This is a genomic window from Paraburkholderia caffeinilytica (genome assembly GCF_046030355.1).
In the GTDB taxonomy this organism is placed as follows: Bacteria; Pseudomonadota; Gammaproteobacteria; order Burkholderiales; family Burkholderiaceae; genus Paraburkholderia; species Paraburkholderia caffeinilytica_B.
This window is the reverse complement of record NZ_JAQQCQ010000020.1, coordinates 12,115-38,440: the sequence shown is the minus strand read 5'-3', so window position 1 is coordinate 38,440 and position 26,326 is coordinate 12,115. Positions and strand designations below refer to the sequence as shown.

Below are 26,326 nucleotides of genomic sequence, written 5' to 3'. Positions count from 1 at the left end.
CTAATCAGACTCCTGACCCCCTCTCGGATAAGCCGCCTCAACGCCCACATCGTAGAGATCGGCCTCACGCAAGCCATTCCGATCTTTCCTCGGCAAAACAGGCGCAACATACCTCGGGCGGTAAGTGAGCATCAGCAGTAGCGGAACGCCGACTGAGAAAGCGCCTGCGGCAAAACAGGTAACGCAGAGCAGCAGAGTTTTCATGCGTCCCTCCGTCCAGTGATTCGGGCGAGCCGAAGTCGATAAGCCATTTCGATGGCCTTATCGAGAGTTCCGGCGACGAAACTAATGTGTGAATCAGGGAAGCGCACGCGCCATCCATCGGGCCTATTGCCGTGCGGCGATGGTGACCAACGTGCGCGGGGCTTTGTAGTCTGGAGATTCATTTGCGCCCCTTAATAAAGGTTCTCGGAATACAGCGTTCCGCCGTTCGTGTCATCGCCACCGACGCGACGAATGATCTGCCCGGCAGCCTCCGCGACTTTCCATGCATCAATGCGACTCAGGAAATTACCGCGGTTGTCGATAAAACCCTGTTCGACGGGATCGCCTTCCGTATCCAGCTTGTGCATAAACGCATCCCAATGACGGATGCCAAGTACGATTTCGCCCGTGAAGCACTTCTTGTTTGCAGCGCATACGATGCGGATAATCATTTCTTCCCCCACAAAGCCGGCGCACAGATAGCACGCGCCACACTAACAATCGATACCGTTGCAAAGTAGCCAAGAATGACCGTAAGGATTGGGTGGTCGGCCATGAATTGGTAGAGGGTCATGCGATCTCCAGGATTTCCATTGATGCCTCTATGAACTCGGCGGCTTGATGTGGGTTTATGGCGTTTCCATATCCGCGCAGACTTCCGACTCGATAGGCCTTTGCTCGCTTGAGGCTTGCAGCATCAAGGCCTACCACTTCGACCAATCGGCGTAACCCGGCGCTGAGCTTGCCCATTCCGGCGGGTAACCCATCAACCAGCGGGAATGTTCCGGGTTCAACTGGCCGCCACTTTTCGTCCCGGCAGAGCAGCCAGTCAGCATCTCTCCAGAAGCCGTTAGTCGGGCCGTGCGAGCGCATCGCCTCGCGTATGCCGCCCTCCGTTGACCGAACGCCCTTGCCCGCGAGTGCCGATGTCGGCGTCGGCCAACTCGCGAGCATCGCCAGGTCGTTCAAGTTCGCCATGCCGTGGCCCAGCGCCTTCTTCGCCGCGATGTATTCCGGCGAGTGAGCCGGAAAGTGATCCCGCGCGCATGGCGTCGGCCATCCCGTCAGCCAAACCACCCGACCCAACAGAGCGTTCAGCGGCACGTTCGCGCACTCGGCGCCGTCCTTGTGATCGCGTGTGGTTGGCGTGGGCCATCCAGTAAAGTCGGTCACGGATGTGCGGAGCACCGATGCCCGCAGACGGGAACGCAATCGCCCCAGCGGCGTAACCCAAGCCTTCCAGGTCAGCCGAAACAAGGTCGATCCACGGTTCTGCATCGCGGCTCGCAACTTGCTCTCCAAACAGTATTGAAGGGCGACACTCTGCGATGAGCCAATGCCAGAATGGCCAAAGGTGCCGCTCGTCAGCAAACCCAAGTCCTGCGCCTGCCTGGGAGTAAGGTTGGCAAGGAGCGGAACCGGTCCAAATAGGTCGATCGTCGGGATATCCTGAGAGTCGGAGTGCGAGCGGCCATCCCGCAATGCCGGCGAAGAAGTGACACTGGGTGTATCCGCGAAGGTCATCAGGTCGGACATCTCGAATATCTCTCTCATCAACGTCGCCGGCGGCAATATAGCCATCGGCTATCAGGTTGCGAATCCACTCTGCGGCATTCGGGTCTATTTCGTTGTAGTAGGCCGTCATACGACCTCCAATTCAACAGTTGCCACTTTCTTCATCTCCCGAACTTTCGCCCTGTATTCCGCCTTTAACGCCACGATCTCGGCGATGGTGTACTTCTTCGGTTCGTGCGGACCCTCAATCCATTCGACGCGCGCCAGGCCGATTTTCTTGATCATGCCGATACGCATTTGGATCAAATTTCCAGACAAGTGCACGTTGCATGGCTGGCAGGTTAGATGCACGTTATCCGGCTCGAACCTTAATTCCGGGCACGACCCAACGCTGCGATAGTGGCCGGCGTGATTCTGCCCCTGGTGGTGACGCTGGCAGGCGATGCATGGCTGTCCGGCGTCCCGTTGGCGCACCCATGCATTGAACACCGCCTGCAATTCCTTCAGATGCGTGCCGCGAGTCTTGGATTTTTCGACCGCTTCACGGAATGATTTGCGCTCGTCTCGCTTGGCGCGGGCCGCCTTCTGCTCCGAGAGTTTGCGAGCCCATGCTTGTGCGCAGGCAGGGGAGCAAACGACGGCCATGCTCCGCTGCGGGACGAAAACCGAAGAGCACATGCGGCATTTCTTGGGCTTGAGCATCTTTGGCTGGAATGAGGAGCGGTTCACAGTTTTCCTGCCGCTTGCAAAATAGCGTCAGCGCAGTCCTGTTGCGTCTTGAACCACGATTCCTCAAGGACTGCTGCAGCAGCCAACATCCCCTCGCGATAGCCGATTCCAAACAGCATCAATTGGGTCTGTTCACTCGCAGGCTCACTGGCTATTTTCTCGACGTTGAATTGCTCGTGGAGTTTTTCTTTGATGTTCATTTAATCCCCCGCGCCGCTTTCCACTTAACCCATGGCCCGCGAATTACGCGATGGAATACAGTGGCCGCATCGGCGTTATGGTCGAGCTCGGCGCGGGTCGTCACCCCGCACATCTGCCTAATCGTCTCTGCTGCCTCCTGATCGTTGCCGGCGTGCCAGCCCTGCGCGCTCATGAACACTCGGAATTCAACGTCCTGGCAGAGAACGCCTGCCATGCGGGCAAGTTCTCCGCCCTTGGGCTTCTCTGGCTCGACCTGTTGCACCGGCTGTTCGTCATCGCCGATTTCTACAAGGACGGCAGCGACACGATGACCCGCGATCTTGCCGCTCTTGCACTTGAGGCTACGGAATGCCTCGAGGTCTTCCGGCGTTATCCAGAATTTGACCCATGCGCCGTTAGCCGAAGACTCGCCCCAGTTCATTAGCTGCATTTCGCCGCTGAAGACGGGTTGTAAATCGCTCATTCCGTCTCTCCCAAAACACGAATCTCAACGACTGGACCATCTACCGCCACAAACTGGGCGAGAGTGGCGGATTCAATAAATGCAGCGAGTGCGTCAAACTCAGCAATCGAGCAGTGCAACTTGAATTTCTCGATCGCGTCGCATTTCTCGCGCTGGGTGAATTTGAGGACGGTGGTCATGCGGCACGACCAAACATGGCTTCAATGAAGGGGTCGCGGCGAACTGGTCGGCTACGCTCCACCTCGCGTTGCGCATCAATCGCGGCCTGCTTGCGTTCGCGTTCAATTGCGAATTCACTTGGCACATGCTCGCCAGCGCCAACCATCCACAACGGCGCACACTTGCCTCGATGCTTCGAGGGAAGGTGGTCACAGATTCGGCAAAGATCCTCTTCGTGCGCGCGCTGCAGCAGAAAATTGACCGAGTTCGGGCGATAGCCAAGGCGCTCGGCGATCTGTTTCACCGTCAACTTCTCTTTCCCCATCGCAGCAAGCAATTTGGCATGCGAAAGGTCTTTCAGATCAGGGCGGTGCAAACCTAGTGCGTTAGCCTTCTTGCGGATCGTCGTGCAGTCGCGGCCCGGCAGCATCGGCTCTAGTTCGTAAATGCTGTTGGCTGACTCGAAATGCGCAAACAGGACGGCCTTTTCTGCGTCTGTCCATTTCACCTTGCTCATGCTGCCTCCAATACGGGAGTGGCTGCCAGTTGCCTGCGCCCGGCCTCCTGCATGCCCCGCAGCGTTTCCTTCGCTCTGAAGATCGGCGGCGTAGCAACTGGTGCAACAACGTCGAATTTCGCCAGGCTCCAGACGTCATCGAACCGCGACCCGTTGCCCGCGCGCTTGACCTGGCTGTGCTCAAGCAGACGAACAAGCGACTGGGCGGCAATTCGCAAGCTGACGCCGACGTGTTCCGCGATCTCGTGACCGGTGGCGCCACGCGGCTTGGTGGCAAGAAACCGCTCGATTAACTGCATGCTGCTGGATTTCATGGTTTGCGATCCTTCCGGAATGTGATTACTCAAACCCTCGCCGTGCTTTCTCGGGTGCCTTGCGCGGCACCGACACATAGCCGGGCGCCATGTCTGCGAACTTCTGATGTTCGCCAATGAACGCGAGTCGAACCGGACCGGTCTCGCCGTTGCGTTGTTTGCCAACGATGATTTCAGCGGTGCCGCGATCAGGTGTGTCCGGGTTGTAGACCTCATCGCGGTAGAGCAACAGGATGATGTCGGCGTCCTGCTCGATGGCTCCCGAGTCACGAAGGTCGCCCATCGTCGGGCGCTTGTTCGGGCGTTGTTCGACTCCGCGGTTAAGCTGGGCCAGCGCGATAACCGGAATTCCCAGTTGTTTCGCCAAGCCCTTAAGGCCCGCTGAATAGCTGCCGATCTTCAGATCCTGCCGTTCGTCGGTCCCACCGGTCATCAGGCCGAGATAATCGACGACGACCATGCTCAATCCCATCCGGCGCTTGACTATCCGTGCGCGGCTTGCGATCTCCGGCATCGTCAGGCCCGACGTGTCATCAACAAACATCGGCAGTTCAGACATGACCGACACTGCATGCGTCAGGCGCGGCCAGTCTTCTTCGACGATCTTCTTGCCGTCGAGGATATGCCCCAGCGGAATTCCGCCAATGCGAGCCAGATTGCGTTGGTGCAGGGATTTCTCCGACATCTCGAGCGAGATAATCAGCACCGGGCCGACTTCCTGCGCAACATATCCGGCAATGCACATGGAAAATGCCGTCTTGCCCATCGACGGGCGCCCGGCAACGATGACCAGTTCTGAGCCGCGCAGACCACCGCCGAGCTTGTGGTCAAGATCGCGAAAGCCCGTCGAGATTGCCGATGACTCCGCGCCGTGATAGCGCTCATCGATCTCAGTCACGATCTCGGTCAACGCAGCACCGGGCAGGCGGGGCTCAAATGATCGAGCCTCGGAAAGTGGTTCAAATCTGGCTTGGGCTTCGCTGACGATGTCCGACGCTGTCTTGCCGGCGCGGTTATGCACCATCGCACCGATCTCATCGACGGCGCACAGGATGCCGCGAAGTTGGGCGCGTTCGATCACGATCTCGGCGTAGCGGCGGATGCCGGCACTGCCAGGGACGTTCTGCGCCAGGGCGTTGAGGTATTGCAAGCCGCCGATCTGCTGATCCTTGCCGGAGGTGCCCAACGCCTCGTAAGTCGTGATCACGTCGGCACGGCGACCGGCCATGATCATTCGCGTGATGTGCTCGAAAATGATCCGGTGGTCGTAGCGGTAGAAGTGCTCGGCGCGGAGTTCAGCGATGCGGTCTACAGCGTCGTTGTCGAGCAGTAGGGCGCCGAGTACGGATTGCTCGGCTTCCAGGCTATGCGGCGGTACGGCGAGGCCGTGTTCGTTGGGGATGCGGTCGGGTGCGTTCATTTAATCGTCCTCGTGATATCTGTTCTCAAGCGACTTCGCGAAACCTTTGGGCGACATCAGAAAATCGATGTCGGCGAAGAATGGTTTCTTTCCGGGCTGCGGAGCTTTGCGACCCGTTAAGAAATCCGACTGCGCGCAAATCGTGAAGAACGCTTTCCATGCCTTCAGCCCTTCAGGCCCGGTCGTGTAGCCGAAAGGCTTAACGCTGTTCAGCAGAGCTGCTTGCTTCCATCTCGCGCGGATCGCTCCCTTGCGCGAGTCGTCCAGGATCTTGACCCTTGGGTTGAGAGGCATGCACTCGTGATACAGGTCGACAATCTGCTGCGCAGGGCATGCAGGAATGTTCGTCGTCACGCGCTCCCCGGATTTCCCGTTACCTTCGCGGACTTCGCCAAGCAGGTCGGCAGCAACGCTGTCGACAGAGCCGTTAGGCTCAGGGTTTTCTCTACTCTTATCTTCTCTACTCTTATCGTCACTCTGCGTCACAGACGCGTCACCGGTCGTCACAGAGGACTCCTTAGCCTTACGCTCACGATAAGCGCGAGTCCTTACTGCGCTTGAATCCTCCCGCTTTGGCTGGCGTTTTTCCCAGTTAGCAATTACGCCGTCAGCGATCATTCCTTTGACGGTGAAGGCATCGAAAATCTTGGCGCAGGAACCATCGTCTAAGCAGAACAAAACATCGTGGTCGTCACAGTCAAATCCTGTGACGTCACCTCGCGTCACATCTGCGTCACCTTGCGTCACACTGCTTGCTCGTTCCAACAAGGCAACCCACAAGGAGATGACCGCAGTGAACGGCTGGCCAGACTTACGTGCGACCCATTGGAACTTCGGGTCGGTCAGTGTTCCGTGCCACCAGCGAAACCATTCCATTTAGGCTCCCGCCTTATTGCGATTCTTCGACCACGTTTATTCCGACGTCACGCGCCATCTGATCTGCGACGCGCTTGCGCTCGTGGAAAAGCTTGCTGTCCGAATAAAGAAGGGGTGCATCTGGTGCTCGCAGAGCGACGATGCCTCTTCCTCGTCCATGACAAGGTTTGTGATGTGCATCAGATCGCACCTGAAGAACTCACGATCAGGCGTCACCCTGAACTTGTCCAAAAGGCTATGGATCTCCTGTTCGCGATCACGCGGGTTCTCATATTCGGCGTAACAGATCAGATCGAAGTCGCCGGGCACCGATGTGCTTTTACTGAGCTCCTCAAGACGAGCCCGCGGACTGCGCTCCGTAAAGCCAACCTTGTAAACACCAGGCATGCAGTGATGCCCCAAGATATAAACAAATCCCCAACTCATTTCACTTCCCCTTAATCAAATACGCCCGCAGCCTCCGGATAGCCTCTCCAGCCATGCGCGTTGCCGGCGTATCCTCCTGGCACACGGTCATCCGGTGCAGCAGTTCCGACAGCGCCGCCAAGTCAGGGTCGGCGATCGGGAAGACATCAGCCGGCAGTTTCTTGACCAGCGAATCCATCGCCCTGGCTATGCGCGTTTCAGCTCTGGACAGTCGGCGCGGTGAATTCACAGCGGCCTCCGATGCTTCGGCTTTTCCGTCATGCGTGCGAGCGATGTACACAGGAGGCTGACCAGTTGGTGCTTTTCCGCCTTCTTGCGGGCCTGCGCGATCTTTCGGGCGAGTTCGGATTGCTCGAGCCAGGCAGGCGGTGGGTGATTGAATAGGTCGGGGCTCATGCTGCCGCCCGGTCAAATTCCCGTATTGCTTCCTTCGCTACCGCGAGACCCGGCAGCGCCATCGGCCCATCAATCCATTCGGACGCGCTCATGCCGACACCTCGTCACAAAAACTTTCAACCGGCGTCAACCATTCATCGGGTATGTGGAAATTCAGTGTGGGAACGACGGTACCGTCCGGAGCCCGGCACAGAATCGGCTCGCCTTGAATTTCAACGTACCAGGATGGAAGGCCCGATGAGTGAACATGAGGCGCTTTCGTTTTATCAAGGATGAAAACTTCACGGCCCTTGTGGGGTCCGTCCTTGCTGATGATTGCCAGGTCCCACTGTGTGCAGTTCATGCAGCCCTCTGCGCAATAACTTCTTCCATGATGGTCAACGTCAATTCGATTCCTGCCTTGTAGAGCAAATACTGAGTGACGGCCCGGTTTCCCGCAGCCCATTCAAAATCATCAATCAGATCAGCCGGAAGATTGCGGCGCGCTTTTTGATCATCCGGGTGCATGTAGTCGCTAACGTGAGATGCGTAAGCACCGATTCGTTCAGCGAGCGAAGATCGCGTCATGTTTTGAATGCGGCGCAATTCCCAACCTAACCGAACAGCATCCCGGAATGACTCGCATTCAGCGACAGAATCAATCGGTGCGAGTGCCGGTTGTTCGGCGCGCGCTTTCCATCCACGCTCACTCTCAATAACCGCCTCACGATATTTCTCAAGCGTTTCCGGATTGGGGAGCGCCCGTCCGCGCAGCGCGTTGCAGGAGTCGCAAACGGGCTGGACATCAAGCGGATTTGCGTAATCGCGATGGTCGTATGCTTGTGCTTGTACCCCGCAATCAACGCAATTCTGCGTAGATACGACAGGGAGATCGCCACGCGCGACGGCCTTATTTACCTCCACATGAGCATTACGGGCTCCAGAGATCGTGATTGCCGCGCGCCTTGCCTGGATAACCGGTGTATTCATGCCGCCCTCGCTGCCGCAAGTTCACTTTCAAGCTCACGGATGCGCCGTTGTTCGGGCGTTTCCGTAACTGTTTTGAATCCCATCACCCGATCTTCGTACTGGCGGATCGCATAGTTGCCGCAAAACGTTTGAAAGCGAATTCGCATGTCGTATGGCAAATATTTTTTGCCTCCCAAAATATTCGATAGATGCGACTTCGGAAGGCCAAGGAGGGCCGAGGCATCGCTCATCGAATACTTGATTCGGCGCTTGTTCCAGCACAACAACACTGAGTCGTGCTCATTGCGCAAACGCTCAATCAAATACTCAGGCAGCCAATCGGGATCCTTGATGGCTTGGAGAATCGGCATTTCTTGTTGCATTGGATGCCTCAGATAAAAGTTATCGGTGTTACACGTAGCGTTCCATGTGCTGCACCGCGTCAAATAAAGACGTCACTAAGGACGTCTAAAAATGAAATCGAACTACTTATTCCTTGCTGTCGTCGATGCTTCCGCCAGTCGGACTCTGTGCATCATCCGATGCCGCGCTGTTGTGAACGACGCCATTGCCTTGAAATTCACTATTGGCGATAGACTGGGCCGAGCTACGGATGTATGCCCAATCAACATCGGGGCGAAGATCTTCGACACGAACTGCGCCCTTGGAAGCCTTCTCGATTTCAATGGCCATCGATTCAGCGCAACGACGTTGTTCGTAGGCGATCTGCCAGAGATAGGCGACGGATGTGCCGACCTGATCGGCAATCGCTTTGCGCTCGTCCTTGGACAGAGACTTAAAGTAGGCGTGGAAAGTGTTCATGGCTTTGACGATAGCATTTGCTCTCGCAAAGCGCAAGCACTTGCTCGCAAAACAATAGCTTTTGTGAACACAGCAAATGCTAGTTTTCGGGTTTAATCGAGCGATGGATATCCACGCATACCGACGAAGCCGGCTCCAGGAACTCGTAGACAAAGAGGCGGAAGGAGTTGCAGCAGAATTTGCACGCAAGCACAACCAGGACGCGACACGCATCCGTCAACTATTGAGCGCGACCTATCGGGAGGGGCGCGGATTCGGTGAGGGTGCAGCGCGCAATCTGGAGAAGGCGCTAGGGCTCCCCAACCTGTATTTTGACTTTGGCGTGGAGAGCGCACTCGCTGCTGAGCACAATTCAGGCATTCCCGATGCCTCAATTAGTGGGATGAAAGGTACTGTAATTGTTAAATCGGATGAACAGCACGTCGATAGTCTGGATGAAGGAGACCTTCCCCATCCAACATCAGACGAGTTCGCCTACGTGCAACAACTAGACATTGCAGCAGCCTGCGGAGATGGGCGGTTTGAAGATCATGTCGTCGTCAAAGGCGGTTTGGCCTTCAAGCGTTCTAGTCTTCGGGAGTTTGGCGTTCCGGAACATGCTGCCCGGATTATCTATGCTGCAGGCGGCAGCATGGCCCCGAGAATTCAGGACGGGAGGGTGGTTCTCATCAATACCGCAGATACGGCTCCATCGGATGGCAAGATCTATCTGATTTGCATGCCAGACGGCGGCATGATTCTGAAGCGCCTGATTCATGACTACAGTCCCATGGTTGGAGGCCTTGTCTGGATTCTGAGAAGCGATAACCCTGACAAGACCACATTTCCTGACAAGATTTTGCCGCCAGATGATCGGACCATGATTGCCGGCCGCGCCGTGTGGACTGATAGCGTGCTTTAGGCCATTGGTGGACTGCGATGCGCCGCACAAACCCGAGCGCAGCCAGCTAAACTTTCAGGCTACAATGCGGTCAATCAAAAAGAGCAAATGTCGGAAACAACATCACACAAAGCAGTCCTCGCGTTTGCGGGGCATGCAATTGCAGGGGCGGCGATCTTTATCATTCTGGCCCTTATTGCATTTGGGGTAGGTAAGTTTGTCGACCTCCTTGCTATTTGGGGCTTGGATCCAAACATTGTGATGTGCTTGCACGGACTCGAGTATTTGTTGTTCGCTGCCGACGTTGTGTCTTTGTTGTTTTTCCTGTTTAATGCATTGAAGGCTGCACTCAAGGAGGTCTCGAAATGAAAGGTTCAGTGAAAGTATTCCTAGATGCCGCAAAGGAAACGCCGCGCCTGTATTTCGCCCCCCTGGTTGAGGCTTTCCAAACGGCTTCCAAGATACAGGACCAGATGAGCAGCACCGGGCGAGGCGCGCCTTCTGAATTCGGCAAGTTTGAGGTCAAGCAGGACCGCACGCATCATAGAGCTCGATGAAGCCAGATATGCTGGTCTCGTAGCACGAAGCCCCGCCTCGATCGGGGCTTTTTCATATCTGCCACCTGAACATCCTTAACATTCCACCCTTTTTCGCCATCGTATGCTTGATGGATAACGAATCGGGGATCGCATGAAACATCCATACCATTTTCTTACCGGCGGCCTGTTCATGGCTTTGGCGATTGCATGTCTGGTTGCCCTGATGGTCGCCTGAACACCTCTGGATAGTTCAGCCTCACCAGGCGCGCCCCTGCGTCGATCAACACCCCCATCTCCCGGTCACTGAGCATCCGCTCGAGCTCGGCCAGCAAATCTGCATATCTTTCGATCGGCGCCCAGGTTCCTTGTGGGCGCGCCTCGGTCATCCGCAGCAATACGTCTTCTCGCGTCATGGCGGCCTCCGTCTCATTCGAAGAGTTTAGGACGTGCTCTCGCAAGCATCAAATTGGCTGTTACAAATTGACGATAGCTTTTGCTTGCGTATAACGAGAGCGTTTGCTATTGTTCTCTCAACGCACCACCCACACCACAGCAGCAGCCAGGAGCCGAACATGAACGCAGACCGCCGAGTTTGGAAGGTGACCTTCAGCGACCAGTCGTGGGTAAAGATGGTCAGTTACTCCGACATCGAACGGGCATGGGAGGCAGCGCAGTACGAGTTCGGCGAATGCGCTGGAATGGAATCGCTGCCCGACGCAGACGCCGCCGTGATCGCCTGGAATGCCAAGGTCGCCAAGACGGAGAAAGTGCGGGCGGCGGTCGAAAAGCACACTGGTCGTCCGCTGCCGGCGTCAGCGTTCCGCATCAGCCAGTACGCGTTTTGCATCTTCGTTGTCGACGCCGAGGGCATCTGCGTGTTCTCGGAACGGGTTTTCACCGGAGAGGACGAGTTGTATCGACTGGGCGTTGACATGCGTGGCATGGAGTTGGCTGTCACGCACTGAACATTGCACCACCCACACCACAGCAAACGGAAACGGAGAGAGGGCATGAGCCTAGAAGAACTGATCGCCACAGTTAAACAGACTAGCGAAGCACACGACGCAGCAAAGCTGGCGCTCGAGCTGTTTGAGCGCGATCCGCAGAACAACGTTTTCGAATCCCTCGCCAAGGCAGAGTACGAGCTCGAAGATGTTCTGCGCCACAGGGCATCGGCTGACTGTGAGGGGTCATACAACTGCGGCGCGGAGGAATATCGCCAAGGGTTTTTCGTTGACGGCGTCGAGTATGTGGCCATCGCGACGGTGGAATACAACCGACACGACAAAACGTATTACTACATCGAAGAGTTCGATTTCCGGATTGAAGCAGTGACCGCCTGATTCCGAGGTAGCGCAATACGAAGTGGTTTGACTGGAGATAGAGATGATGCCGGTCTGCAACGAATGCAATGCGCCGCTGTTCAGCGATTTTTACCGCGGCCTCGGTGTGTGTCCTGAATGCAATGGGGACTTCGAGGAGGGCGCTGTGGATCTTGAGGATCGCCTGAATCAAGCAATGGAATAACTGTCCGCAGCGCTATGTCTTCGGGCATATCAGTGCGAATAGCACCGCAGTAGAGGACCACGGGTAAAGCATGGCGCTATCCCGGTAGTGAATGTGATCTTTAAAAATCGATGTTTTTAATCCGGGACCCGTAAGGGAGCAACCGGGCGTTGTGCCCATGGTGCACACGAGACAGGCGAGAGCCAACCATTCCCTTCGGGGCTCGGAACAAAGCAACCGCTCGAGTAAAAAGCGGAGCGCCCGCAGTAGTCGCGCAGACAGGATCTGTGGCGAGATTGCGGAAGGCGTGGGGCTGGGAGACAGACCGGTTCCCACACGCAGCAGTTTTTCGTGAATGGCGTTGTGCGGCGTGGAGCCTGTCGGAGCTATGAACCGCCGTGTTGGTTGGGCCTGATCGGACATGCCGAACCCTGACTGGCGAAAAGGATCGCGAGAGCGCCTTGGCCACAGCGTCATTCACAAAGAATTGCAGTAGAGCAGAGCCGGCGCGATGACAAGCGTCCTCCAATTGGCGGAGAAAAGCAGTTGTCCGACCTGCCGCCGTTAGCGGCTCTGAACCCATAAGCGAGAAGCCGCAGCACCCACGTAGAAGTCGCAAACGTGGGCGTCTCGCAGACGGACGGGTCGTCTGCCACCCGGCGCAGTAGTTGAACATTCGCGTCGCCGTCACGCGGGTAAGCGGCAAGAATTGATGGGTTGCGGTCGCGCATCCCTTAACCGGTGGCCTGGTAATCAGGGAACTTTGCTGGATGAAGCCGTAGGGCCTTCTGGCGATGAAATACGGGCGAAACAGTTGGGCGGCTGGCACCTCGGAAAGACGAGGGTTTTCATGGAATCGGAATGCGCAGGCTGATACGCGCAGAAGTGACTAATGGGTAGGTGGGAGATTGGAGGAATGGCTTGGGGGTGACGCCCCGGCAACATGGCCCACATTAGGCGAATGGTCATACCGAGTACCACGTCAAGGTACACAGGAACATCGACGCCATGCCGGAGATCAGCGCCGGCCCGATTCCATGAGAACTGAACTCCCGCCCCAGGATAAGGGGTATACGACCGGCCGATGGGCCATAGCGAAACGGGATGCCGCCCGCTAGGCGGCTGCCGAAAGAATTCCCAAGCGCGTCGCTCTGGCTGACGTGATTAGTACACCAAATTACGAAGAGGAAAATCATGAAGATTTCAATCCTGCATCGCTGGTCGCTCAGAGTTCTCTTTGAGCATGACGTCGAAAACAACACTATTGCGCTCACGGTCAGGGCGGCAGTTGAGTCTGGCGCGGACCTCCGTAGCGCGAACCTCCGTAGCGCGGACCTCCGTAGCGCGAACCTCGGTGGCGCGAACCTCCGTAGCGCGAACCTCGGTGGCGCGGACCTCCGTAGCGCGGACCTCCGTAGCGCGAACCTCCGTAGCGCGAACCTCGGTGGCGCGGACCTCCGTAGCGCGAACCTCCGTAGCGCGGACCTCCGTAGCGCGAACCTCGGTGGCGCGAACCTCCGTAGCGCGAACCTCGGTGGCGCGGACCTCCGTAGCGCGGACCTGCAGCCGATCCGCGCCGACTTCTATGACGTGCTTTCTCATGCTGGCAAGGAAGTGCCGGCGCTGATCGATGCCCTTAAAAATGGGCGAGTCGATGGATCGACCTACACGGGCGAATGTTCTTGCCTTGTCGGAACGATTGCGACGGCGCGCGGCGTTGATGTCTACGGCGATGACTTCGGCATTCAGACTGACTCCAATCGTCCGGCCGAGCGCTTTTTCATGGGTATCAGCAAGGGCGATACGCCCGAAACCAATCAGGTATCAAAGATTGCCCTCGAATGGGCGGAAAGCTGGCTGGATATGCAACGCAAGGCGTTTTTAGCCTAACTTGCGCCCAGCGCACAGGAGCCAATCGTGACCTCCCGAAAAGCTTTGCACCGCGCAGCCCGCAAGAGCCTCGACGGCCACTGCCGGTTTGTCGCACGCGTTGACCGTTCGCTAATGGTCATGACGCTCTCTGATCTAGCTCACTGCCCGAAGGCGCGGATTCATGTTGCGTTTTCTTGCGGCCGACTTGTTGCGCCACGGTAGGAGGTGTGATGAGCAATAAATTCTCAGTAGGACAGGTATGGCGTGCGAAAAAGCCCGCTCCGACAGGCGAGTTCCTGAGGCCGCTTGTCAATGACCGCGTGATTATCTGGATCGGGGTAGAAACGCTGCAATTCGACGGACCCAGCGTAGGGCTGGGCCAGCACTATCGGAAGGTGACTATCGAGGCTTTCGAGAAGTGGGCCGCTCGCGAGGTCACGAATGAACTTCCCGAAGGAGAATGGCAGCGATGGGATAACGCCGACCGCAGCAAAAACAAATGACCGGAGGTAGCTGTGGCAACCGACCAATTCCGCAATCGCCCAATGGAAGTCAAGGTCTTCACCCTCTGCGACCACTGTTCGACGCTCAGAGAATCTGTCGAAAGGCGTGAGTACAAGTGCTATTGGCCCAGCTATTCCGTGAGCATGACGAGTTGCATCGGCTGTTTTGAGACTGCTAAACGCGAGGGGGCAGCTCAGGCTGAAGGGTTGATTATTTGTTGAGGATGAAATGAAACCATTTAATCTCGGATGCGCTCTTGCTGGCGATCCGTTTGTACTCGTGCAGGCGAGCGAACACGACATCATCCCCGTTCGCTTTGTTGGCGAGCTAACCGACGGGCGTGTGGTGGTCGAGCGCCGGGCGGAAAGCGGCGTGTATTACGTTGAGGTTTGCCGCGACGAACAGCTTCGCATGGCTCCCATCAAGCGTACGGTGTACATCAACCTGCATAAGCAGCGCGATAGCGGAGAGATCGTTCCATATCTCTACGAAGACCAGCGGTTGGCAAACAACCAGCGAGGTAGCTCAATGAACTGCCTCGGCACGTTTGCTATCGAGATCGAGGACTAGCCATGCGCGACTTCGGATCATGGTTCGGCGAGCAGGGCAGCGAGAAGCCTGCCGAGGTTGATACCGGCGCTACCGCATGGCTCAGATGCACCGGCTGCGGCAAGACGCAGATTGTAAATCTGAAAGCCTACGAGAACGGTGACACCGGCTGGTACGTCTGGGAAGAGGTGGATGCCGATGGCGACTATGAAGGCCGCTGCGGCGGCTCTCAATTCTGTATGCCATAAGGAGGCGCTATGTCGCCAATAGTCAAAGAGATTTTGTGCGTCTACAGCGTTCTGCTTGTGGCGATTCTGATAGTCACGGTGCCTATGTGCAGGGCTGCCTGGCGTGGAGATCAACAGTTGAGGGGTGAGTGATATGAGCGAAGTCCAGCAGGGCATTGAAGAGCGCGTGAAGCGAATCATTACCGAGCAATTCATCGTCGATGGTCTCGAGCCGCCCTCAATTGCGAGCGAGAACAGGTTCGACCATGACCTTGGTTTCGACTCGCTGGATTGCGTCGAAGTCACGATGTGCGTCGAGGATGAGTTCGATATCTACATCGACGATACCGAGATGCGGGGCATCGAAACGGTTCAGAAGTTGATCGACACGGTGCGGGCGAAGATTTAACCGGAAAGCCTGTCGGGGCTAAACCCGGCGCCCCGAGTTTGGAGGGTTTGATGATTACGTTTGATCGCGCAAAAGAATTGTTGGAATACAACGCAGAAACCGGAATTTTAACGCGAAAGGTCGCCCGAAGTCGATTTAAAGCAGGTGATGTCGCGGGATATGCCAATGATGAGGGATATATCCGCATATGTATTGACGGTCGCTATTATTACGGCCATCAAATAGCTTGGCTTCTGTATTACGGAGTATGGCCTGCAAGGCAGATTGACCATCGAAGCCGTGTACGCCATGAAAACTGGATCAGCAACCTTAGGGAAGCTACCAACGGACAGAATTCGCACTACGCAAATAAGAAAATATCGACATCGAGCGGATATCGCGGCGTGTATTTCAAGAAGTCAGAGAGCAAATGGTGCGCAAAGATTATGTCGGAAGGAAAGACGATTCACCTTGGATACTTCGATGACCCGGCCGTAGCGGCTGAAGCCTATAAGGCTGCCGCGATCAAATTTCACGGGGAATTCGCCAACGTGTGAGTCCCTTGATGACTGGCGTATGCAGCGCCTGATGTTCCCCGGAGAGTTGCCGGGACGCCAGCCACCAGGGCCAAAGCGGATGCTGCGCAGAAGGCTGTACGAGTAAGCGCAGTGCAGCGAGTAACTCTGACTAAATGTAAGGACTACAAATCATGAGTGCATTTCACATGGCCTTCGCCGAATACGAGCCAGACGTTGACGTAGAGGATGCTCGCTATGGCTTCTGCTGGAACTGCGACTGCAATGTGCGCAGCGTAAAAGCCGATTTCGGTATCGGCCCATACGAATATTGGGGCAGCAAGGAAGTCCACCACGACTGGCGGGACGTTTGCCCGACATGCGAGGAAGAGGTCAGCGATCCAGAACCGGAGCCTGAGGAGCCTGTTTGCAAGGTCATCCTGGGCGACGAAATGTACGCGCCGGGGATTGAGCGGGTGCGGCTGGGAGTAGGGCGATGAGCGAGCTAACCGACGAACAGATCGAATCCGTAGTGAGTGCATGGTTCGATTACACCGCTGAGTCTCGGGGTGACTTTGTGGGACGTATGAGAAAGGCTCTGGAGCGGGCAGAGGCGTTTCGACATTGCCAATACTGTGACGGCACCGGCGATGTGCATTCAATCGATGGTGAGTGGCGTGGCGAATGCACTGAGTGCGGTGCATCCAAGCTCGGGGAAAAAACGGTGACCGTCGCAGACGTCAGCCGCGCTCTCTATAACCATTTGATGGGTGGCACTTTCGATATCGGCGAGGCATATCTGAAACTGAAAGTCGCCGGCGCATGCCCGAGCGAAGCGGACTTTACGGCAGCGCTGTTAGAGCTTACCGCCACTAAGAAATCGTGATGCCCCGCCCATATTTCCTCCAGCGTCTCTCAGGCCGAACCCTCCGCCGCATCCACGGCATCGACCGCGAGCCAGTCTGCCCCGACCGCTACGACGATCTGCGCATCTGCGCGCTGATCTTCCTGTCTGGCGCGGGACTGGCGGCGTTGATTTTGGTTGGACTGTTTGGTGACCGTGTATTCACCTTGATTTGTGGAGTTTGACATGTGCATGAGCGACGGCGCTGAGCCCGTAACGATGCTATCCGAGGGATTCCGGACTGCACGCAAGGAGCACAAGTGCTCCGAATGCAGGCGTCCCATCGGATCAGGTGAGACGTATTACTACGAACGGTTCAAGTGCGAAGGCGACTTGAACTATCACAAGACATGCTCGCATTGCATGGTCGTTCGCCAGTGGCTGGCCGATGAGTGCGGCGGCTGGGTATATGGCGCCGTCGAAGAAGATATCCGCGAGCATGCTCAAGAGGGCTATGGCTGGCCGATTCTGCGTCTCACGGTGGCAATGCAGAACAACTGGGTGCGGCGGGATGGATCGCTTCGTCCCGTTCCCGCAATACCGAAAACCTCACACGACATCATGCGCGAAATGGGGGCCAACCATCATGTTTGATGCCTATACAGAGCAACGCAAGGAAATGCTTCGCCAGTGGGGCGATTACGTCGATTCGCCGCAATGGCTGAATGACCGACGCGAAGTGATTATTCGCTGGCTAGGCTCTCGCTACCTACTGCATCCGGCGAACCGAGTACAGCGTCGGACGGTGCCGTATGGGGAGCGCTCGAAATGATCCACGCTTTTGACCGCTTCTACACAAAACGTCCCCGCACCGCCCTAACCCTAATGATCATCCTCGCCTCCGTCGTACTTTACGCCGCCATTCGGGCTGATCATGAGAACAGTGCTGCGCTGAGGTTGAGGTGGGTGGCTAGTGTTAGGGGAGGGGCATGAAACCGCTATCCGGAAAGCGCGCCTTCTACTCACTGGGCTGGCGCGCGTTCACAAATCACTGGGCCTGCGAGATCAACTCGAACATACCAATGTGGGCGGTTCGAGCATTCGAGCGCGGCTATGAGGATGCGCGCTGGGCGAGCGTTGTTCAGACCGTCAAGACATGGCCTGCCAGCAAGTTAGCGGAGAGTGTGCGATGAGTTATTGCCCGACATGCGGCACCTACATGCTTTACCCCGAACATCACACATGTCCGCCGCAATGGGAGGCGCAAGACCCGGACGAACGCGCCGATGACGATTGGACGGTTGTTCATGCGCATGACGGCGAAGGCGCTGCGGTGAAGTATGCCGAAAGAGCCGACGACCGGTCTGGCGAAGGTCCGCATGAGCGAACTGTTCTAGTGCGCGAGATGGGTTCGACGGATGCCAAACACTTCGTTATCACATGGGAATACAGCGTCGATTATTACGCGAATGAGGTGACAACATGAAACGACCCGATCCGAATCACGAAGTCGCGATGTTCAATAAGGCTGTAAAGGTTGGCGACCGCGTGCGTTACCAGTCCTACAAACCGGATGGCCCGATCACCGAGTACGCCACGCGTTCGCCTGCCGAAGTCCTGAGCGGGCATACCGCGGTCGTTTGGCTCGAAGGTAAATCGGGATGCGTGGCTGTCTCGCATTGCTTGCCGGTCGCCACTCAATAACGCAGATAGGGGAAAGACATGAAATCGAAAATATACGTGTTCTCAAATGTGGTGGGCGGTGGTGATGGGATCGCATACGCGATGGCCGAAGACGGGACGGTGTTGGGCAGCCATTGGTGCAGCCATGAGGAGTATGCCCGGGGCGACCTTGGTGTGACTGAGGGCAGTCGCCCAGATCGCCATGTGACGTACGCCGAGCATTATCCGGATGGGTATGAGATGGAGTTCGTTCCGGCATCTGAAGTACGAACGCACGCCGGTCTGAAGGCGGCCTTCGAACTGAACAAGCAACAAGCCGAAAAGGCGAAGGAGGGATCGTGAGCGACTCAAAAGAAATCACGGTTGCCGAGCAGCCGCAACAGCTAATTACGATCGAGCCGGCGAAGTATGTAGCCTTGGTGTTCGAATCGTTCCGCAAGAAGTTCGACGCCTACAAGGCCGAGGCCGACAAGATCACCGTCGACGCCACGACGCCGGCCGGCATGAAGGTCGCAGTCGAGTATCGCGCCAAGTTCCGCGACGAAATCCGAATTGCCAGCGAGAGCGCCCGGAAGGAGCGCAAGGCGCCCATCCTTGAAATTGGCCGCTTGCTCGACGGTGCCGCCAAAGAGATCGCAGAGGAGGTCGCGCCCTACGAGTCGCGCTTCGATGCCGCAATCAAGGCCGAAGAAAAGCGTAAGGACGACGAGAAAATCGCCAAGGCATTAGCCGAGTCTGCGCGCATTTCGGCTATCCGGAAGCGTATCGCCGAAATTCAGGCTATTCCGGCAATGCTGGTCGGCAAGTCGTCCGAGACGATCGCCGCGGCGATTGAGAGTCTGGAAGCGGTGGAGATAACGATCGAGACTCACCAGGAGTTCGCGGGTGAAGGTGAGGTCGCCAAGCTCGCTACCGTCCAGAAGCTATGGGAAATGTTCAAGGCGCAGCAAGAACATGAGGCGGAAGCTGCACGGCTCCAGGCGGAACGCGCCCAACTTGAGCGTGATCGCGCCGAAGCCGCAGAGCGCGAGCGTCTAGCCGCTATCGAACGCCAGCGCGCCGAGGATGAGCAGCGCATCGCCCGAGCGAAAGCGGAAGCGGCGGCACTCGCCGAACGTCAGGCCGAACAGCGCAAGCTTGATGAGCAGCGTGCGGAGTTTGAGCGACAGCAGGCCGAGCTTCTGGCCCAGCAACAGGCATTGCGCGAAGCAACCGAAAAATTGGTCCGCGAGCAGCGCGAACGGGAAGAAGCGGAGACCGCACGCATTGAGGCAGAGGCGCGGGCCACGCAGGAGGCAATTGACGCAGCAGAACGCGCGGAAGCCCAGCGCGTCGCCGATGATCTGGCGGTAGAAGCCGAACGCCGTGAACGTGAAGCGGCGGCAGAAGTAGAACGGGCTGCGCTTGAAGCCGAGGTTGCTCGTCTGCATGCCCTGCATTTCGCCAATGACGGCCTTGGGATGCTCGAAGACGTGCTGCACGAAATTGTCAAGCCGATCGGGCAGGAATGCTGTGGGATGTCGGATTACTCGGAATGCTGCGGAACTCCTATCCCGTTCTTCCACGACATCGATTCTCTTACGATCGAACTCAACAAGTGGCGCGACGAACTGATTCAACGTCGCGCCGAACAGAAGGAGGCAGCGTGAACGAAGTCATTGAAATGCCCCGCCAGAACGGGGCGCTGGTCAACAGCGGTCGAATGTCCGCGATGGAAGTGGTGGCGCATGCTGCCGCGGTCCAGGAAGTCATGCGGTCCGTGATGAAGGAAAACGTCCACTACGGAAAAATTCCAGGTACCGACAAGCCGACGCTATACAAGTCCGGTGCGGAAGTCCTGTGTATGTCGTTCCGGATTGCAGACGAGTACGAAGTCGAAGACCTTTCAACGGGCGACATGATCCGCTACCGGGTGACGTGCATCGGCAGACATCAGGTGTCGGATGTTCGCTTGGGCTCCGGCATGGGCGAAGCGTCCACGGGCGAGGAAAAGTACAAGTGGCGCGGGGCGGTCTGCGATGAGGAATTTGAAATCACGCCCGTCACGATGCGGCGCATCAAGTTCGGCAAGAAGAGGGGCGGCGGATTCTATAAGGCAAATCAGGTCCGCACTGAGCCGTCCGACCTCGCCAACACGGTGCTCAAGATGGGTTGCAAGCGAGCCAAGATGGCGATGGTACTGAACGTCACGGCGGCGTCAGATATCTTCTCCCAAGATTTGGAGGAGTTGGACGAGACGCTGCGCGATCACCTGGCGGGGCAGGACGGTGGTGGCGAGCCGGTGCTGAGCGAGTTGGGCGTGAAACTCGTTGGCGAGGTTGCGGACGTCACAACGCGCGAGCAATTCGAGACGCTCTGGAAACGAGGCGTCAAGGAGATCAACGACGCAAAGGACGCCGGCGCATCGGACGCGTTCAAGGCAGCCATGGAGGCAAAGAGCAAGACGCTACCCGCCAAAGTTGCAACGCAAGCAACCGCGCCACCAGCAGATGCCGTCCGCGATCCGGGTTCCGACGACGCCGACCTCGAAGCCGATTTCCAACGTCAGATGGCACGCGAAGGAGGCCAATCGTGAAAATTATTGAATGCGCGCAAGGCTCGGATTTTTGGCACCAAGCAAGAGCTGGCTGCATCACGGCCAGCATGTTCGCGACGGCCCGCAAGAAGACGGGCGAACTTGACGAACGTCAGTCCAAATACGTCGCGCTGAGGCTCGCCGGCACGCCCGAGAAAGCTGCCGCCGAGGCCGCCGGATACAAGAACGTGCCTACTTCGGACGGTATCAAGCGCGCGCTCGAAGGTCAGAAGGTTGGCGACTGGGCGGATGTTGCAAAAGACTACGCTTTCCGTCTCGCCATTGAGCGAATCAGCGGCGAGCCCCTGGACGAAGGTTTCGAGACGTGGCAGATGAAACGCGGCCACGACCTTGAGCCGGAGGCCCGCATGGAGCACGAAGCCAAGACGGGACTATTTGTGAAGCGCGCCGGGTTCGTAACGACCGATGACGGTCTGTTCGGCGCGAGTGCCGATGGGTTGATCGGCGATGACGGCGGCAGTGAGTACAAGTGCTTTATAGCGCCCGACAAGCTCCGAGCGATCCTGCTGGATCACGACTTCACGGAGGTGCTTGAGCAAGCGCAAGGGTGTCTCTGGCTCACGAATCGCAAGTGGTGGCACATCGGCCTGTACTGCCCTGCGCTAGCGCCTGCTGGCAAGCAGTTCACGATGGTCGAAGTCCAAAGGGACGACGAATTCATTGGGAAGATGGAGCAAGACCTCTGGCAATTCGCCATGCTCGTCGCCCAGTATGAAAAGCAGCTTCGCCAGCAAGCCGCCTGATTCACCCGCACCACTCGCCATTGGGATGAAGCCTTCGGGTACGAATCTCCCTGAACTTGGCGTAGTGGTGCGCCCCATCCCCGAAACGTACGGTGGTCTCCGTGCGTGTGTGTTAAAGCCCGCTGGTTCAGGGGCTTCTTTTTTGAGATCAATATGAACGCACCGAACGAATCAGAACAATTAGCGATTGATGGCGTGGCGCCCGCCGAGTCCGAATCCAAAGAAGCGCCGCACATGATCGCGCGTGTGAATGCCATGGCGATCAAGGTAGCGTTTCCCTTCATGGCCCAGAACGATATCCGCTACTACCTGAACGGCATCAATGTGCGCCCGCTCGAAGACGGTACGACGATGATTGTTGCCACGGATGGTCATCGGTATGTGGTGATCCGCGATCAGCACGGCTATGCAGAGAAAGAAGTCATCGTGTCCATCAAGAAAGACGGGCTCAAGACGTGTAACGCCAAGAGCACGCTTGATGTGATGTCGAACGGTTCGGCGATGGTCAATGATGAGAACGGTCAGGCGCAGTTTATCCAGCCCGGTAATGCCTTGGTCGAGGGAAACTTCCCGCGCATCGAGAACGTCGCAGCGGCGATCGGCTACAGCGAGGGCATCTCTGGTGCGATCAACCCGGCCTACCTGAAAGACGCCCTGACCATCGGGCAGTTCTTCGGGAGCATTCGATTCTTCACGCGCGACGCGGATAGTCCGCTGATGTTCGTAGTCGGCGGTTTAGGCGACCTGGAGGTATTCGGCGGAATCATGAAGATGCGCGATTCGTTCGAACAGTTACCAACGTGGTTCCCGCGCCCTGTCCCGTTCGAGCTCGCTGAAGCCTAACCCCATCCGCGCAGCGCGCGAAGCAATCGAACAATGAGTGACCTCACATGAAAACAATTCTCGACCCGTGCTGCGGCAGTCGAATGTTCTGGTTTGATGCGAATCATCCGAGTGCGGTATTTGGCGATGCGCGATCCGAGTCGATCGTCGTCACCGATCGTTCGCACGATCCGGCGGGCACGCGGACGCTCAACATCGATCCCGACGTCCTCATGGACTTCCGCGACCTTCCGTATCCGGAGGACTCGTTCAAGCTCGTCGTGTTCGATCCGCCGCATCTAGTGCGCGCTGGTCCGCGAAGCTGGCTCGCAGCCAAATATGGAAAGCTCGGCGCCGACTGGCGGGAGGACATTCGCAAAGGGTTTGCCGAATGCTTCCGGGTGCTCGAACCGCATGGCGTGCTGATCTTCAAGTGGAACGAAACGCAGATCAAGGTAAGCGAGATTCTGTCGCTGACCGAGTGCGCGCCGCTGTTCGGCCACAAGTCGGGAAAGCGCTCCGATACGCACTGGATCTGCTTCATGAAGCAATCGAACTATAGGGAGTAGACATGAGCGCCATCATCAGCCCCTGCGGCAAATTCCGCTTTCGTCTCGAACGCAATGTGATGTTCACGGGCGGACCGACATATGCATTCTTCGGCGTGAATCCCAGCACCGCTGACGCCTCGATAGACGATGCGACCGTGCGCAAGTGGATTGGGTTCGTCAAGCGCTGGGGAGGGCGGCGTTTCATTGTTGGCAACGTGTCGGCTTACCGGGCAACCGACGTCAAGAAGCTCGCCGACGTGTTGATCACGACATCGCAATGGCACGAGAACCTGAACCACATCGGGCAGATCATCGCAGAAGCTGACGTATTGGTCCCGTGTTGGGGAAACCGCTCCAAGGCTCCGCGACATCTGCATAACGAATTCGACATGGTACTCGCCATGTTGCGGACAAGCGGCAAGCCTGTGAAGCACTTCGGGCTGACCGCCAGCGGCGACCCAAAGCATCCGCTGATGCTCGGCTATGACACCCAACTCATGGAATTGACCCCATGACCCAACCCACCAGGCTCGAAGTGAGGGCGAATATGCAACTGACAGATGAACAGCTTGACCATTCGAGGACGATCATTCTATCTGGCGGCGAAGTCGCAATCGTTGATGCCTCCGACTATGAGCTAGTTTCGCAGCACACTTGGCGGCTTAACGAAAAAGGCTATGCGCAAGCATCTATCTACATAGACGGAAAGCGCTTCAACGTTCGCATGCATAGGCTGATTATGGGCCTACGCAACGGCGACCCGCGACGCGTTGATCACAGAAGCGGCGTTCGCCTAGACAACCGGCGATCGAATCTTCGGATTTGCACGGTTGCCGAGAACAATCGGAACGCTCGCATCGGAAACACGAACACGTCGGGCCTCAAGGGTGTCCACTGGGACAAGATCAATCATGTGTGGCGCGCGCAGATTCACGTCAACGGACGTAACCGGACACTGGGACGGTTTAAGGATCGAGAGCAGGCCCGGCAGGCATATGAGAAAGCCGCCAAAGAGTTACATGGAGAGTTTTTCTGCGAGAACCAATCAAACGTTGAGGTGAAGTATGGATAAGGACACTGCCGCACCAGCGCAATCGGCAGAGCCGATCTATCAGTACCAGTATTACGGCGAGGGTGTCTGGCGCGATACATCGAAAGCGGATTGGGACGACCGCAAGAATGGTGTTCTGTCCGTCGATCAGCGCTTCCGCATCGTCTACGCCGCCCCGCAGCCCTCTCCGACTGCCGTGGTGCTGGACGACGGTTGTCCCCACGCAGCGCCGTTTCGCTACTGCCCGAAGTGTCCTGTTACACCGTGCCCGATCGGCCTAGGAGAGAAGTAATGGACTCGAATCACGATATTGTGCCCACGCTGCGCATGTTCGATGGGTTGATGATGAACAAGGCAGCCGACGAGATTGAGAGGCTTCGCGCATTGCTTAACGAGAAAACGACCATCCCCTCTGCCGTGGCGCTGGACGATGAGCGGGTGGCGTTCGAGCGTCATTGGTACAACTTTTACCACTCTGGCAGCATCAAGGCGCGCTCTGACGGTAGATACATGCAGCCCGTTGTTCAGCATGCATGGGAGGCTTGGCAAGCCCGCGCCGCATCCCCGCAACCAGTGGAGCAGACGAAACAGTCGGAAAACGTTCTTGATTGGCTGGAAACTGAGGTGACGGCAGTTTCGTGTCGTTACCACGGCGATCCCTCCTATGACCACGACGCCTACTGGATGAGGGACCGTGTTGTTAAATTGATCGGTGATGCTCGCAAGGCATTTCCAGCCGCGCAACCAGTGGAGCAGACGCGGGCGCTGGCTGAAGACGCGCGCGACGCAGCACGGTATCGGTGGCTTAGGCAGGACCGAAAACTAACGCCAGAGGCGTTTTGGATAGCTGGCGGCAATCTGGTAAATGGTCTTGGCCGATTTATCGGAGCAGCGGCCGACAACGCAATTGACGCCGCCATGACCGCCGCGCAGCCAGCAAGCGGAGAGACAGAATGAGCGATCGAGATCAGTTTGAGGTGTGGGCGACTAGCGAAGGGCTGATTAGTGAGTCGCACGGCGTTCGATTCGTCAATTCAATGTGCGATGTCGCACGGAAGTCGTGGCAAGCATCCCGCCGCGCGGCGCTGGAGGAAGCGGCGGTCGCTTGTGAGGCAGTGCGTGATCTGAAATGGAGGGGAACGGTGTTTTATTCTGCTGCTGCGACCGAATGTGCCGCCGTTATCCGCGCCCTTGCCGATGGAGACAAAGCATGAGTGACCTGATTAAGCGATTGCGCTCCGCGGCAGGCGATGGAGACGCCATCTATCTCGCAAATCGTTGCACCGAAGCCGCCGATGCCATCGAAGCCGCAAACGCCCGAATCGCCGACCTCGAACAGGAACTCCGCAACATCGCCAACGCCGACACCGTTGCATGGGACGACCCGACCGAGTTTGAGGCATGGGCCAAGAGTCGGGCGCGGCATACCTTGGGGAAAACGTGACCGACCTTATTCTCCCGCTCAAGCGCGAATATTTCGAAGCCATCAAACGCGGCGAGAAGGTCGAGGAATACCGGCTCTGCACGCCGTATTGGGCGAAGCGCCTTCGCGGTCGGCGCTACGGTCAGATCGTCCTGACACTCGGTTACCCGAAACACGACGACCACGAGCGCCGAATCATCAAGCCGTGGCGTGGCTACGTCGAACGAACAATCCAGCATCCGCACTTCGGGCCTGAGCCGGTGAGGGTGTTTGCTATTTATGTGGGAGCATAAATGACTCTCTACGCCGTCCACGTCCAAGGCCCGGACGACATTATTGCAGCGCCGAGCAAGCGCGAGGCTGAAGTATTGGCTGAGAAGCTGAATCCTTATTTCATCGAAATGGCGCAGAAGTTTGGCCCATCCGCCCCGACAATCGAAGCCGTAGTGATTGCATGGCCGTACGAGCCATCTAAGCATGCCAACGAACTCGAACAAAGATGGGCTGACCGCGCCAAGTTTATCGGGCCGGTCGAGCCCGAGCCCGAGCGCGACGACAAGACTATCGATATGTTCGAGGATTCAAAATGACCGACCAACCCGAAAAGAAGTGCCCATATTGTGGTCAACCGATGACGACAGTC

General features: G+C 57.2%; 52 protein-coding genes. 32 read left to right on the top strand and 20 right to left on the bottom strand.

Going from position 1 to position 26,326, the window contains the following annotated elements; all coding sequences use genetic code 11:
• From PQQ95_RS26265 to PQQ95_RS26175, 19 genes are all read right to left on the bottom strand, one after another.
• Complete coding sequence (locus tag PQQ95_RS26265; RefSeq protein WP_408442522.1) at positions 1 to 204, bottom strand: hypothetical protein; 204 nt, start codon at positions 202 to 204, stop codon at positions 1 to 3.
• 191 nt (positions 205 to 395) lie between these two features.
• Complete coding sequence (locus tag PQQ95_RS26260; RefSeq protein ID WP_408442519.1) at positions 396 to 656, bottom strand: Y16D family protein; 261 nt, start codon at positions 654 to 656, stop codon at positions 396 to 398.
• The gene (locus tag PQQ95_RS26255; RefSeq protein WP_408442517.1) at positions 653 to 778 is read right to left on the bottom strand and encodes a hypothetical protein; all 126 of its coding nucleotides are present in this window, start codon (positions 776 to 778) and stop codon (positions 653 to 655) included. Before PQQ95_RS26255 ends, PQQ95_RS26260 begins: the two co-directional genes overlap by 4 nt.
• 276 nt (positions 779 to 1,054) lie before the next feature.
• Complete coding sequence (locus tag PQQ95_RS26250; RefSeq protein WP_408442514.1) at positions 1,055 to 1,849, bottom strand: DNA cytosine methyltransferase; 795 nt, start codon at positions 1,847 to 1,849, stop codon at positions 1,055 to 1,057.
• Positions 1,846 to 2,448 carry a recombination protein NinG gene (locus PQQ95_RS26245; protein ID WP_408442512.1) on the bottom strand — a complete coding sequence of 201 codons (603 nt, stop codon included), beginning with the start codon at positions 2,446 to 2,448 and terminating at the stop codon, positions 1,846 to 1,848. The genes PQQ95_RS26250 and PQQ95_RS26245 overlap by 4 nt, the downstream gene beginning before the upstream one ends.
• Positions 2,445 to 2,648, bottom strand: coding sequence for a hypothetical protein (locus tag PQQ95_RS26240; protein ID WP_408442509.1), 204 nt, complete (start codon positions 2,646 to 2,648; stop codon positions 2,445 to 2,447). The genes PQQ95_RS26245 and PQQ95_RS26240 overlap by 4 nt, the downstream gene beginning before the upstream one ends.
• Positions 2,645 to 3,112, bottom strand: coding sequence for a hypothetical protein (locus PQQ95_RS26235; RefSeq protein ID WP_408442507.1), 468 nt, complete (start codon positions 3,110 to 3,112; stop codon positions 2,645 to 2,647). Before PQQ95_RS26235 ends, PQQ95_RS26240 begins: the two co-directional genes overlap by 4 nt.
• Positions 3,109 to 3,291 (bottom strand): hypothetical protein, encoded by a 183-nt coding sequence (locus tag PQQ95_RS26230; protein WP_408442505.1) that lies wholly within the window; start codon positions 3,289 to 3,291, stop codon positions 3,109 to 3,111. Before PQQ95_RS26230 ends, PQQ95_RS26235 begins: the two co-directional genes overlap by 4 nt.
• On the bottom strand, positions 3,288 to 3,788 hold the full coding sequence (locus PQQ95_RS26225; protein ID WP_408442503.1) for a hypothetical protein: 501 nt from the start codon (positions 3,786 to 3,788) through the stop codon (positions 3,288 to 3,290). The genes PQQ95_RS26230 and PQQ95_RS26225 overlap by 4 nt, the downstream gene beginning before the upstream one ends.
• Entirely contained in the window at positions 3,785 to 4,102 is a 318-nt protein-coding gene (locus PQQ95_RS26220) for a hypothetical protein (protein ID WP_408442500.1), read from the bottom strand. Before PQQ95_RS26220 ends, PQQ95_RS26225 begins: the two co-directional genes overlap by 4 nt.
• Before the next feature lie 25 nt (positions 4,103 to 4,127).
• Complete coding sequence (gene dnaB, locus PQQ95_RS26215; protein ID WP_408442497.1) at positions 4,128 to 5,522, bottom strand: replicative DNA helicase; 1,395 nt, start codon at positions 5,520 to 5,522, stop codon at positions 4,128 to 4,130.
• The gene (locus tag PQQ95_RS26210; RefSeq protein WP_408442495.1) at positions 5,523 to 6,398 is read right to left on the bottom strand and encodes a hypothetical protein; all 876 of its coding nucleotides are present in this window, start codon (positions 6,396 to 6,398) and stop codon (positions 5,523 to 5,525) included.
• A gap of 36 nt (positions 6,399 to 6,434) precedes the next feature.
• Positions 6,435 to 6,824: a GIY-YIG nuclease family protein gene (locus PQQ95_RS26205; protein ID WP_408442492.1), complete on the bottom strand. Its 390-nt coding sequence runs from the start codon at positions 6,822 to 6,824 to the stop codon at positions 6,435 to 6,437.
• A 1-nt stretch (position 6,825) separates the two neighbouring features.
• Positions 6,826 to 7,002, bottom strand: a complete 177-nt coding sequence (locus tag PQQ95_RS26200) for a hypothetical protein (protein ID WP_408442490.1) — start codon at positions 7,000 to 7,002, stop codon at positions 6,826 to 6,828.
• A gap of 47 nt (positions 7,003 to 7,049) precedes the next feature.
• Positions 7,050 to 7,220 carry a hypothetical protein gene (locus PQQ95_RS26195; RefSeq protein ID WP_408442488.1) on the bottom strand — a complete coding sequence of 57 codons (171 nt, stop codon included), beginning with the start codon at positions 7,218 to 7,220 and terminating at the stop codon, positions 7,050 to 7,052.
• A gap of 88 nt (positions 7,221 to 7,308) precedes the next feature.
• Positions 7,309 to 7,563, bottom strand: coding sequence for a hypothetical protein (locus PQQ95_RS26190; protein WP_408442485.1), 255 nt, complete (start codon positions 7,561 to 7,563; stop codon positions 7,309 to 7,311).
• Positions 7,560 to 8,189 carry a hypothetical protein gene (locus PQQ95_RS26185; RefSeq protein WP_408442483.1) on the bottom strand — a complete coding sequence of 210 codons (630 nt, stop codon included), beginning with the start codon at positions 8,187 to 8,189 and terminating at the stop codon, positions 7,560 to 7,562. Before PQQ95_RS26185 ends, PQQ95_RS26190 begins: the two co-directional genes overlap by 4 nt.
• On the bottom strand, positions 8,186 to 8,551 hold the full coding sequence (locus PQQ95_RS26180; protein WP_408442480.1) for a hypothetical protein: 366 nt from the start codon (positions 8,549 to 8,551) through the stop codon (positions 8,186 to 8,188). Before PQQ95_RS26180 ends, PQQ95_RS26185 begins: the two co-directional genes overlap by 4 nt.
• A gap of 106 nt (positions 8,552 to 8,657) precedes the next feature.
• Complete coding sequence (locus tag PQQ95_RS26175; RefSeq protein WP_408442478.1) at positions 8,658 to 8,990, bottom strand: transcriptional regulator; 333 nt, start codon at positions 8,988 to 8,990, stop codon at positions 8,658 to 8,660.
• 103 nt (positions 8,991 to 9,093) lie between these two features.
• Here PQQ95_RS26175 and PQQ95_RS26170 point away from each other — a divergent pair, with 103 nt between their 5' ends.
• The 3 genes from PQQ95_RS26170 (at position 9,094) to PQQ95_RS26160 (ending at position 10,427) form a co-directional block, all read left to right on the top strand.
• Positions 9,094 to 9,891, top strand: a complete 798-nt coding sequence (locus PQQ95_RS26170; protein WP_408442476.1) for a S24 family peptidase — start codon at positions 9,094 to 9,096, stop codon at positions 9,889 to 9,891.
• Positions 9,892 to 9,978: 87 nt separating this feature from the next.
• Positions 9,979 to 10,239 (top strand): hypothetical protein, encoded by a 261-nt coding sequence (locus PQQ95_RS26165; RefSeq protein WP_408442474.1) that lies wholly within the window; start codon positions 9,979 to 9,981, stop codon positions 10,237 to 10,239.
• On the top strand, positions 10,236 to 10,427 hold the full coding sequence (locus PQQ95_RS26160; RefSeq protein ID WP_408442471.1) for a hypothetical protein: 192 nt from the start codon (positions 10,236 to 10,238) through the stop codon (positions 10,425 to 10,427). The genes PQQ95_RS26165 and PQQ95_RS26160 overlap by 4 nt, the downstream gene beginning before the upstream one ends.
• 170 nt (positions 10,428 to 10,597) lie before the next feature.
• Here the strand turns inward: PQQ95_RS26160 and PQQ95_RS26155 are convergent, their stop codons facing one another.
• Positions 10,598 to 10,822, bottom strand: coding sequence for a hypothetical protein (locus tag PQQ95_RS26155; RefSeq protein ID WP_408442468.1), 225 nt, complete (start codon positions 10,820 to 10,822; stop codon positions 10,598 to 10,600).
• Between the two features lie 159 nt (positions 10,823 to 10,981).
• On the opposite strand from PQQ95_RS26155, the gene PQQ95_RS26150 reads away from it, so the two are divergent.
• From PQQ95_RS26150 to PQQ95_RS26010, 29 genes are all read left to right on the top strand, one after another.
• Positions 10,982 to 11,374 (top strand): hypothetical protein, encoded by a 393-nt coding sequence (locus tag PQQ95_RS26150; protein ID WP_408442466.1) that lies wholly within the window; start codon positions 10,982 to 10,984, stop codon positions 11,372 to 11,374.
• 45 nt (positions 11,375 to 11,419) lie between these two features.
• Positions 11,420 to 11,752: a hypothetical protein gene (locus PQQ95_RS26145; protein ID WP_408442463.1), complete on the top strand. Its 333-nt coding sequence runs from the start codon at positions 11,420 to 11,422 to the stop codon at positions 11,750 to 11,752.
• A gap of 1,357 nt (positions 11,753 to 13,109) precedes the next feature.
• Complete coding sequence (locus PQQ95_RS26140) at positions 13,110 to 13,805, top strand: pentapeptide repeat-containing protein (protein WP_408442461.1); 696 nt, start codon at positions 13,110 to 13,112, stop codon at positions 13,803 to 13,805.
• A gap of 212 nt (positions 13,806 to 14,017) precedes the next feature.
• A complete protein-coding gene (locus tag PQQ95_RS26135) occupies positions 14,018 to 14,290 on the top strand; it encodes a hypothetical protein (RefSeq protein ID WP_408442459.1) in 273 nt (90 codons plus the stop codon).
• 229 nt (positions 14,291 to 14,519) lie between these two features.
• On the top strand, positions 14,520 to 14,861 hold the full coding sequence (locus PQQ95_RS26130) for a hypothetical protein (RefSeq protein ID WP_408442456.1): 342 nt from the start codon (positions 14,520 to 14,522) through the stop codon (positions 14,859 to 14,861).
• Positions 14,862 to 14,863: 2 nt separating this feature from the next.
• The gene (locus PQQ95_RS26125) at positions 14,864 to 15,088 is read left to right on the top strand and encodes a hypothetical protein (RefSeq protein WP_408442454.1); all 225 of its coding nucleotides are present in this window, start codon (positions 14,864 to 14,866) and stop codon (positions 15,086 to 15,088) included.
• A gap of 133 nt (positions 15,089 to 15,221) precedes the next feature.
• Positions 15,222 to 15,476, top strand: coding sequence for an acyl carrier protein (locus PQQ95_RS26120; RefSeq protein ID WP_408442451.1), 255 nt, complete (start codon positions 15,222 to 15,224; stop codon positions 15,474 to 15,476).
• A gap of 50 nt (positions 15,477 to 15,526) precedes the next feature.
• Positions 15,527 to 16,012 (top strand): HNH endonuclease signature motif containing protein, encoded by a 486-nt coding sequence (locus PQQ95_RS26115; protein WP_408442448.1) that lies wholly within the window; start codon positions 15,527 to 15,529, stop codon positions 16,010 to 16,012.
• 152 nt (positions 16,013 to 16,164) lie between these two features.
• Positions 16,165 to 16,470 (top strand): hypothetical protein, encoded by a 306-nt coding sequence (locus PQQ95_RS26110; RefSeq protein ID WP_408442446.1) that lies wholly within the window; start codon positions 16,165 to 16,167, stop codon positions 16,468 to 16,470.
• On the top strand, positions 16,467 to 16,856 hold the full coding sequence (locus tag PQQ95_RS26105) for a hypothetical protein (RefSeq protein ID WP_408442443.1): 390 nt from the start codon (positions 16,467 to 16,469) through the stop codon (positions 16,854 to 16,856). The genes PQQ95_RS26110 and PQQ95_RS26105 overlap by 4 nt, the downstream gene beginning before the upstream one ends.
• Positions 16,856 to 17,059: a hypothetical protein gene (locus tag PQQ95_RS26100; RefSeq protein ID WP_408442440.1), complete on the top strand. Its 204-nt coding sequence runs from the start codon at positions 16,856 to 16,858 to the stop codon at positions 17,057 to 17,059. Before PQQ95_RS26105 ends, PQQ95_RS26100 begins: the two co-directional genes overlap by 1 nt.
• Positions 17,060 to 17,066: 7 nt before the next feature.
• Entirely contained in the window at positions 17,067 to 17,468 is a 402-nt protein-coding gene (locus tag PQQ95_RS26095; RefSeq protein WP_408442437.1) for an LIM domain-containing protein, read from the top strand.
• Complete coding sequence (locus PQQ95_RS26090) at positions 17,461 to 17,646, top strand: hypothetical protein (protein ID WP_408442434.1); 186 nt, start codon at positions 17,461 to 17,463, stop codon at positions 17,644 to 17,646. Before PQQ95_RS26095 ends, PQQ95_RS26090 begins: the two co-directional genes overlap by 8 nt.
• Before the next feature lie 324 nt (positions 17,647 to 17,970).
• Entirely contained in the window at positions 17,971 to 18,300 is a 330-nt protein-coding gene (locus tag PQQ95_RS26085) for a hypothetical protein (RefSeq protein ID WP_408442432.1), read from the top strand.
• Entirely contained in the window at positions 18,297 to 18,518 is a 222-nt protein-coding gene (locus PQQ95_RS26080; protein WP_408442429.1) for a hypothetical protein, read from the top strand. The genes PQQ95_RS26085 and PQQ95_RS26080 overlap by 4 nt, the downstream gene beginning before the upstream one ends.
• Positions 18,519 to 18,536: 18 nt before the next feature.
• Positions 18,537 to 18,839: a hypothetical protein gene (locus PQQ95_RS26075; protein ID WP_408442426.1), complete on the top strand. Its 303-nt coding sequence runs from the start codon at positions 18,537 to 18,539 to the stop codon at positions 18,837 to 18,839.
• Entirely contained in the window at positions 18,836 to 20,146 is a 1,311-nt protein-coding gene (locus tag PQQ95_RS26070; protein WP_408442423.1) for a coiled-coil domain-containing protein, read from the top strand. The genes PQQ95_RS26075 and PQQ95_RS26070 overlap by 4 nt, the downstream gene beginning before the upstream one ends.
• Positions 20,143 to 21,072: a hypothetical protein gene (locus tag PQQ95_RS26065; RefSeq protein ID WP_408442420.1), complete on the top strand. Its 930-nt coding sequence runs from the start codon at positions 20,143 to 20,145 to the stop codon at positions 21,070 to 21,072. Before PQQ95_RS26070 ends, PQQ95_RS26065 begins: the two co-directional genes overlap by 4 nt.
• A complete protein-coding gene (locus PQQ95_RS26060) occupies positions 21,069 to 21,836 on the top strand; it encodes a lambda exonuclease family protein (protein ID WP_408442417.1) in 768 nt (255 codons plus the stop codon). The genes PQQ95_RS26065 and PQQ95_RS26060 overlap by 4 nt, the downstream gene beginning before the upstream one ends.
• A 153-nt stretch (positions 21,837 to 21,989) precedes the next feature.
• Complete coding sequence (locus PQQ95_RS26055) at positions 21,990 to 22,679, top strand: hypothetical protein (RefSeq protein ID WP_408442415.1); 690 nt, start codon at positions 21,990 to 21,992, stop codon at positions 22,677 to 22,679.
• Between the two features lie 47 nt (positions 22,680 to 22,726).
• The gene (locus tag PQQ95_RS26050; protein ID WP_408442412.1) at positions 22,727 to 23,227 is read left to right on the top strand and encodes a class I SAM-dependent methyltransferase; all 501 of its coding nucleotides are present in this window, start codon (positions 22,727 to 22,729) and stop codon (positions 23,225 to 23,227) included.
• Positions 23,228 to 23,229: 2 nt separating this feature from the next.
• The gene (locus PQQ95_RS26045) at positions 23,230 to 23,724 is read left to right on the top strand and encodes a DUF1643 domain-containing protein (protein ID WP_408442409.1); all 495 of its coding nucleotides are present in this window, start codon (positions 23,230 to 23,232) and stop codon (positions 23,722 to 23,724) included.
• Complete coding sequence (locus PQQ95_RS26040) at positions 23,721 to 24,281, top strand: HNH endonuclease (protein ID WP_408442406.1); 561 nt, start codon at positions 23,721 to 23,723, stop codon at positions 24,279 to 24,281. Before PQQ95_RS26045 ends, PQQ95_RS26040 begins: the two co-directional genes overlap by 4 nt.
• Entirely contained in the window at positions 24,274 to 24,552 is a 279-nt protein-coding gene (locus PQQ95_RS26035) for a hypothetical protein (RefSeq protein WP_408442404.1), read from the top strand. The genes PQQ95_RS26040 and PQQ95_RS26035 overlap by 8 nt, the downstream gene beginning before the upstream one ends.
• On the top strand, positions 24,552 to 25,217 hold the full coding sequence (locus PQQ95_RS26030; protein WP_408442401.1) for a hypothetical protein: 666 nt from the start codon (positions 24,552 to 24,554) through the stop codon (positions 25,215 to 25,217). Before PQQ95_RS26035 ends, PQQ95_RS26030 begins: the two co-directional genes overlap by 1 nt.
• On the top strand, positions 25,214 to 25,474 hold the full coding sequence (locus PQQ95_RS26025; RefSeq protein WP_408442398.1) for a phiTE_015 family protein: 261 nt from the start codon (positions 25,214 to 25,216) through the stop codon (positions 25,472 to 25,474). The genes PQQ95_RS26030 and PQQ95_RS26025 overlap by 4 nt, the downstream gene beginning before the upstream one ends.
• Positions 25,471 to 25,704 carry a hypothetical protein gene (locus tag PQQ95_RS26020; protein WP_408442396.1) on the top strand — a complete coding sequence of 78 codons (234 nt, stop codon included), beginning with the start codon at positions 25,471 to 25,473 and terminating at the stop codon, positions 25,702 to 25,704. Before PQQ95_RS26025 ends, PQQ95_RS26020 begins: the two co-directional genes overlap by 4 nt.
• Positions 25,701 to 25,976 (top strand): ASCH domain-containing protein, encoded by a 276-nt coding sequence (locus PQQ95_RS26015; protein WP_408442393.1) that lies wholly within the window; start codon positions 25,701 to 25,703, stop codon positions 25,974 to 25,976. Before PQQ95_RS26020 ends, PQQ95_RS26015 begins: the two co-directional genes overlap by 4 nt.
• Positions 25,977 to 26,273 (top strand): hypothetical protein, encoded by a 297-nt coding sequence (locus PQQ95_RS26010; protein ID WP_408442390.1) that lies wholly within the window; start codon positions 25,977 to 25,979, stop codon positions 26,271 to 26,273.
• The last annotated feature ends 53 nt before the right edge of the window (positions 26,274 to 26,326 follow it).